This window comes from Vibrio sp. OPT46 (assembly GCF_015163535.1).
Lineage (GTDB): Bacteria > Pseudomonadota > Gammaproteobacteria > Enterobacterales > Vibrionaceae > Vibrio > Vibrio alginolyticus.
Window position 1 is genome coordinate 20,572 of sequence record NZ_JADDYG010000120.1, and the last position, 7,581, is coordinate 28,152.

5 protein-coding genes are annotated in these 7,581 nt (G+C 44.1%); 1 reads left to right on the forward strand and 4 read right to left on the reverse strand.

The annotated features are described in order from the left end of the window. The 4 genes from IQR33_RS05335 to IQR33_RS05350 form a co-directional block, all read right to left on the reverse strand. Positions 1-1,783 (reverse strand): diguanylate cyclase domain-containing protein (locus IQR33_RS05335; RefSeq protein ID WP_193843580.1); only part of this gene is annotated, 1,783 nt, incomplete at its 3' end. A gap of 187 nt (positions 1,784-1,970) precedes the next feature. Next, on the reverse strand, positions 1,971-2,324 hold the full coding sequence (locus IQR33_RS05340) for a DUF2750 domain-containing protein (RefSeq protein WP_005377352.1): 354 nt from the start codon (positions 2,322-2,324) through the stop codon (positions 1,971-1,973). A gap of 175 nt (positions 2,325-2,499) precedes the next feature. Then, positions 2,500-3,114, reverse strand: a complete 615-nt coding sequence (locus IQR33_RS05345) for an OmpA family protein (protein WP_005377354.1) — start codon at positions 3,112-3,114, stop codon at positions 2,500-2,502. Positions 3,115-3,116: 2 nt separating this feature from the next. Next, on the reverse strand, positions 3,117-4,427 hold the full coding sequence (locus tag IQR33_RS05350) for a TolC family outer membrane protein (protein WP_017635971.1): 1,311 nt from the start codon (positions 4,425-4,427) through the stop codon (positions 3,117-3,119). 400 nt (positions 4,428-4,827) lie between these two features. Between IQR33_RS05350 and IQR33_RS05355 the strand changes: the two genes are divergently transcribed. Beyond that, positions 4,828-7,581: tandem-95 repeat protein (locus tag IQR33_RS05355; RefSeq protein ID WP_228013771.1), on the forward strand; the 2,754-nt coding region annotated here is incomplete at its 3' end.

Consider the following 7,581-nt stretch of genomic DNA (forward strand, 5'->3'; position numbering starts at 1 on the left):
GCGAATGTACACTCTTTTCTGAAATTGTTTTATGCAGACTTTGTATTCTAAAGGGAACGTCAATCTCATCGACGTTTTTCAATAGCAAGATAAACTCTTCTCCACCTAAACGACCCAAGTACTCTCCCTTATTAAGTTTAGCTTTAAGCGCTTTGCATACCTGTTGTAGTACTAAGTCGCCAGTCGGATGACCATACTGATCATTAATCGCCTTAAAGTCATCTAGATCGATTAATGCTAGAACGTAGCGGAAGTCTCCTTCCGCTTTGGAGGTGTGGCTTTTAATCGTCTCTATAATTGCCGCTCTGTTTAATGCACACGTTAAGCTGTCTATTTTGGCTTTTAAGCGTGTTTGTCGCTGAACCATCAATGCCAGAGCGAGGAGAATCAATAAACAGAAAACAACAAAATTATAAGTGCGTTGTTGGTCTGTGAGTTTTTCAAACTGGTACTGACTTAGAAGAGTTTCGTTGTTCAACTGCGCGACTTGTAGATCATATTCATACTCTTTTTTAGTGAGATCTAGTGCCTCTAACGCCTTGATATTACTCGCATCTCGGTTCGTTAGTTCAATCGTCGAGTAGGCCTTGTGATGCTCCAGCGCCTTTTTGTAATCATTTTGAGCTTGGTATGCTTTTGAGAGGAGTAATTGGGCTTGCGCTTGCAATAAGGGCCTAGCGTTTTTTACCGCTAATCTTAACGCAATTGTACCGTGTTCAATCGATTTTTCGGGTGTATGGTTCTTTAAATATGCCAATCCAGCAGCCAAATGACCCTCTGTTTCAAGGTGCGTATTCTCATAAGTTTGGGCAATGTTTAATGCTCTTCCAATGTAATCTACCGCGGTATCCAATTGCCCAGAATCGGCCAAAGCAGCAGATAACCCTAAATAGGTCAACCCTTGCCCGTATGGATAATGAAGTTGTTCGAGAATCGTTAATGCATTTTTGTAGTGGCTGATGGACTTATCGAGTTCTTTGGATTTTCTGTACATCGCTCCTAGACTATGTTCGACTTGCGCAACTTCAAGAGGTGTCCCTTCATCTTGGCGAACCAGTAAGGCTTGAATGAGATATTGCTCTGATTGTTCAAATTGCCCCAGCTCTGCAAGTAAATTGCCGATGTCATTGTAAATCCCTGAAGGATCGCTTTGCGTCGACATGTTGGCCATCAACTGTCGATACAAACTTAAGGCTTTTTCATAGTCACCACGGTAATTGTAGTTATTTGCTACCACGCGCAAAGCAAGATCAACAGGGAAGTTTTCTTGATGCTTATGATTTAAGTGGCTCTCTATGGATGAGCAATAAAAGTTTGCTTTGTGATAACGACCTTGTTGATTCAGCGTATAACAAAGTTGATAGTTCATCAGAGCCTTGCCTTCGGAATCGGATATTTTCTTCATTGTCTGTCGCAAAGAAGAAAATCTATCTACTGAGGCCTCGTAACTACCATGCTTACGTTCATTTAAGGCAAGAATATATTCTGATTCTAATTGAGAAAAATGGTTGTCTAAGACTTGACTGCTGCCGTAGTAAGGCTGATTTATGTTTGACATATATTCATAAATCAATCCACTTACGTAGAGCTTTTCGCTGTCCGATTTCGCTGTATGGTAGCGATCTTGAAGCATGCTCAATGCCGACTCAGGGTTGCTTCGTAGTGTGGTTTGGTAGACAGAGTGCCACTGTGTGATATTTTGGTTTGGTTCAATATCTTGAGTGTCGCTTGCATATACTGGAGTGAGCAAAAGTGACGCAAGCAAGGGATAGAGCACGCGCATGTTTAAACGAGCCTTTAATTTAAGGTGCCTTTAAAGTTGAGTTATCATAGCGCTTTTAACGCATCAGCGTTGTGATTAAGTTGGGTGTACTAAGAAAAAGAGTAGTAAAACTATGCACTTGGTCGAGATATTGAAAGAAGAGGCATAAAAAAGAAAGACCTCAACATAAAGTTGAGGTCAGAAATCTTTAATCAATGTAAAGCTTTGCTAGATCTTGAGGCTCCATTTCTTTGCCTTCTAACTGATCGTTCCAGTTAGTTCCAACAAGAACACCATCTTCAGCAAGAGTCAAAAGCCAATCTTCAACAAAGATATCTAATGGGATTTCTAGTACAGTAAAATCTGCCCATTCTTCAACATTATGTGCTTCTGCATCTTCTTTAGAAGACCAGAAAGGCATGACTTCGCTGTTTTCGAATTCAGTTGAATCGCAAGATAGCCAACCTTCTTCATTGCGTAAACCCCAAACCAATTGGTTTTCTTTCGTTTCTGCAACAAAAAGGTCAAGGTTCGCTTGGATATCTGATGTAAGTTTGCTCATTTCAAAACTCTCGTTGTTATGACGTGGCTAGAGTAACACTAAAGTGCCGATTCCTAAAGCATAATACGGTTGTCGAAATGAGTAAAAATAAAGGAGCCGAAGCTCCTTTTCTGAGGTTAAGTATTCACTCGTTTTTGTTTGCTTTGTGCTTGCAGAGCAAACAAAAACAGGTACTTTACCTTTCTGGAAGAGTTGTGAATATTGTCCATTCTCTTTTTATCTCGCCTTTGTAACCAACGACTGATGCGGTTACTCGACGATTTAAAGCATGGCTGACTTCATCGGTCCCTTGCTGTGCTAAGTGAGTGTCACCAAAACCAACAATGCGGACTCTACTCGGTTCGATGTCGTAGCTTAGTAGGGCTTCACGGACATTGCGTGCTCGTCTTTCAGAAAGATCTTGGTTATGCTTTGAACCACCAACTTTACTAGCATAGCCGTGCAGCTCTATCGAAGTAGTAGGGTACTCTTTTAAAAAGTCGGAAAGCTCTCGGACTTGTCTTCTGAAGACTGGATTGATCTCATCAGAGTCGTTAGCAAAAAGTATCCGCACTTGCATGTTATCTGATGCTTTAATGTATTCTCCACAACCGTCGTTGTCGACCTCTGAGCCTTCAGGTGTACCTGGGCACATATCTCGAGCATTGATGACACCATCGTTATCGTCATCTTGCAAATCTGCTATTTGTTCTGCATTTGGTACAGGACGATACTCATATTCGTCTTCAGCAACAACGTGTTGAGTGATGGCGAGCATACCCAATGCAAATAGAATCTTCACTGGTTTCATGATCAGTACTCCACCTTTTCATTCCATTCTGTAGGTACATCGACACGCAAGGCATTTAACAATTGGCCAGTCGCGTTCATAACGCGGTACTTGGCGTACTGCTCTGAGTATCGAGCATCCAAGTAGTTCTTTCTCGCTTCGAAAAGTTCGTTTTCAGTATTTAACAAGTCCAGCAGAGTGCGTTTTCCAATGCGATACTGCTTTTCGTAGGCGATGACAGTTTCTGAGGCCGAATCTACGTGATCCGCTAGGAACTCTTTTTGTTGAAGTGTTAAATCTAACGCACTCCAAGATAGACGAAGACCTTCTTCTACTTGGCGGTATGCACGTTCTCTTAGGTCTTTTGCTTTATTTAGTTGGTAGGCAAAACTTTCAGCGTTGGCTACGTCACTACCACCGTTAAAGAGGTTGTAACGCATACGTAACATTGCTGTTGTCTCTTCGCTGCTTCCTTCGATACCGCTTGCATCATCACGCCATGTTTGAGCCGCTTCTACCGATATCGTTGGGTAGTAAGTTCCCTTAGATTGCTTGTATTGGAACTTTGCAGAGTCCACATCAGCTACCGAAATTTTGATTACTGGATGTGACTCGAATGCCAAGTCAATCGCTTCATCGATGGTGTAGGGAATAAAGTTTTGGTCCGCTCTTGGGAAAATCAATCCTTGTGGTGACTGTCCGACAAGGCGTGTAAAGGTGGTGTGGCTGTCATATAAGTTGTTCTGAGCTGCCACCAAGTTACCATGAGCCTTTGCTAAACGAGCCTCTACCTGGGTTAGGTCTGCTGTAGAACCGATACCTGAGTTAACTCGCTTTTTAATGTCTTCATAGATCTTCTTATGCACTTTCAAGTTATTCTCGGAAAGTGTAAGAATTTCATAAGCTTTTACTGAGTCTAAATAAACTTTCGCGACCTCTAGAGCGGTGTCTTGGGCATCAGCTAGAAGTTGATAACGGACCGATTCAGCATCAGCTGCTGTTCGATCCATATCATTAAGTGTCGCTGAGCCATCCCATATTAGCTGGGTTAGTGTCACGGTGGCTTCTTTTCTTGTCAGATCGGTTGAATCTCGCCCTGACTCTGCGGGTTTGATTCCTTCGTAACCGATACCGGCATCTAAGTCTACGGATGGGAGGTAAGCACCACCAGATGCTTCATTCACATACTGCTTGCTAACGAATTCATTGAACGCACTTTTGATGTCAGGATTGGTTTTTAATGTGTTTTCAACCGCTTGCTCTAGCGTTTGCCCAAAAGCATGACTAGCGGTGAACATACCAATACAAAAGGCGTTGGCACGAGTCCACTTCACTGTGATTCTCCTAGATAATGGTAAAAATTCTCGAGGTGATAGGGCTTATAAGTGGAATACTTATAAGGGCGTCAATAATTTAGCGCACAATAACATTAATATGCGATGAAGTAACCTGTTGATTCGCTGTTCATTTGTTTCAATTTTGATAAATCAACCTACTAAATCTGCCTAAAACTTGAATTAAGATCTCAAATTAAAGATGGAGGTAATGGCTAGAAACGAGTGTCCAGATTTTAATAAAATAAAACACTTATGCGTCTGGATTCTTATTGATGTATGACACATAATTACTTCATTGAGCATCAAATTGCTGTTATTGCACTATATATTCGGGCAATATATAGCAAATTAGTATTATTAGTCAAAAACTTGACAGTTATTTAGGGTTAAGGTTTATATGGATCGTACAGCATTAGTGCCACTCGGTAATCAAGTCGTCGTAATAGGTTTGGATGGGCAGCTGAGAGTCCTTGCAGAAGGACAGCAGCCTCTACCAGGTGAAGTGATAGTGGCAATGACAGATGCTGCGCCTCAAGACCTGAAAATTCAGCTTGCTCAAGAGCAAGGTTTAAAAGATATTTCAGACGATGTAGCACAGATTATTAGTGCTATTGAGCAAGGTCAAGACCCTTCTGCAATTGATGAAGAACTCGCACCTGCAGCGGGTGAAAATAGTGGCTCCAGTTTGCAAAATAGTGCCACGATTGTACGAGATGGTACTGAAGTGCTAGCCTCAACAAACTTTGAAACTATTGGCTTAGAATCCCTCGGCTTATCTGAAACTCAAGCGTTGACCTTAAATGATTTCTTCACAACAGGTATCGAGACAAGTGGGGATGGCTCAAGTAAGCCACTTACTAATTCTCCAGTGACATTAAGCGCTGTTGAGGAAGATAGCGATCCAATCACGATAACTACTGAAGAATTACTATCGAACGTCAATATTGATGATACCGATACTCTTGTCATTACAAACGTCACTATTGAGAGTGGGAATGGCACCTTAATTGATAACAGCGATGGATCTTGGACTTACATTCCAGAGGCTGACGATGACACTGAAGTGTCATTCTCCTATGACATTATTGATAACGATGGCGGTGTTATTAATGGCACTGCTAACTTAGATATTACGCCTGTTAATGACGCGCCAATAGCAACTAATGATGCGATTCAAACTGACGAGGATTCCCAGGTTGTAATTGATGTGCTCGCTAACGACAGTGATATTGAAGGTGATGATTTAATCATTACCTCTGCTTCTGTACCAGAAGAGCAAGGTATCGTTGAGATTATCGATGGTAAGCTTGTTTTCACTCCGGCTGAAAATTTCAACGGTAATGCAACGATTAGCTACACCATCACAGATGGTGAGTTAGAGGATGAAGCTCAAGTTTCGGTAACAGTAAACTCAGTTAACGATGCGCCTATTGCCTCTAATGATACAATAATTACAGAGGAAGATAGCTCAGTAACGGTTGATGTCCTGCCAAACGACACCGATATTGATGGCGATACGCTGTCGATTGACTCGGCATCTGTGCCGAGTGACCAAGGGACAGTCGAGATTGTTGACGGCAAACTGGTCTTCACACCGGCTGAGAACTTCCATGGCGACGCCGAAATCACTTACACCGTGACCGATGGTGCACTGACTGACAAAGCAACGGTCAACGTCACCGTGAATGCGGTGAACGACACGCCTGTGGTTGAGAGCAACATTGCAGACCAAACCTTGGCAGAAGACTTTACGCCATACAGCATCGATCTAAACACCGCTTTCAGTGATGTGGATAACGTGGATGGCGAGTTGAGCTTCAGTGTCTCTGGCAACAGCAACATTCAAGTGGCGATCGTCAATGGCATTGCTACGTTCACTCCAACCGCTGACTGGAACGGCTCAGAAATCCTAACCTTTACGGCTACCGATCCAAGCGGCGAAAGCGTTAGCCAAACGGTGAACTTCACGGTAGCGCCAGTGGCGGATATCGTGGCAGACAACGCGACGGTTGTGGAAGACAAGCCAACCATCATTAAGGTCTTAGGTAACGACACGTTCGAAGGCGACGACAAAGTGGTGTCGATCGATACCAATAACGGTCCAGCGAACGGCACGGTCTCAGTCAACCCGGACGGCAGCGTGACCTACACGCCGAACGACAACTACCATGGTACAGACAGCTTCACGTACATCGTTACCTCCGGTGGGGTCAGTGAGTCCACCACGGTGAACGTCGATGTCACACCAGTGAATGATGCGCCAGTGGCGACCAATGACAATGCCGTTACTGACGAAGATACACCAGTGACGATTGATGTTCTGCCAAACGATACTGACATCGATGGTGATGCATTACGTATTGACTCGGCATCTGTGCCGAGTGACCAAGGGACAGTTGAAATTGTTGACGGCAAATTGGTCTTCACACCAGCTGAGAACTTCCATGGTGAGGCCGAAATCACTTACACCGTGACCGATGGTGCACTGACCGACCAAGCGACGGCCAACGTCACCGTAAATGCGGTGAACGACACGCCTGTGGTTGAAAGTAGCATTGCAGACCAAACCTTGGCGGAAGATTTCACGCTATACAGCATCGATCTGAATACCGCTTTCAGCGATGTGGATAACGTGGATAGTGAGTTAACGTTTAGCGTTTCTGGCAACAGCAACATTCAAGTGGCGATCGTCAATGGCATTGCTACGCTCACTCCAACCGCAGACTGGAACGGCTCAGAAGCGTTAACGTTTACGGCTACCGATCCAAGCGGTGAAAGCGTCAGCCAAACGGTGAACTTCACAGTGGCGCCTGTGGCAGACATCGTGGCAGACAACGCGACGGTTGTGGAAGACACGCCGACCATCATTAAGGTCTTAGGTAACGACACGTTCGAAGGCGACGACAAAGTGGTGTCGCTGGATACCAATAACGGACCAGCTAACGGCACGGTCTCGGTCAACCCGGATGGCAGCGTCACTTACACGCCAAACGACAACTATCACGGAACAGACAGCTTTACCTACATCGTTACCTCCGGTGGGGTATCGGAGTCCACCACGGTGAACGTCGATGTGACGCCAGTCAATGACGCGCCAGTGGCAAAAGATGATACCGCTGTTACTGACGAAGACACGCCAGTGACGATTGAT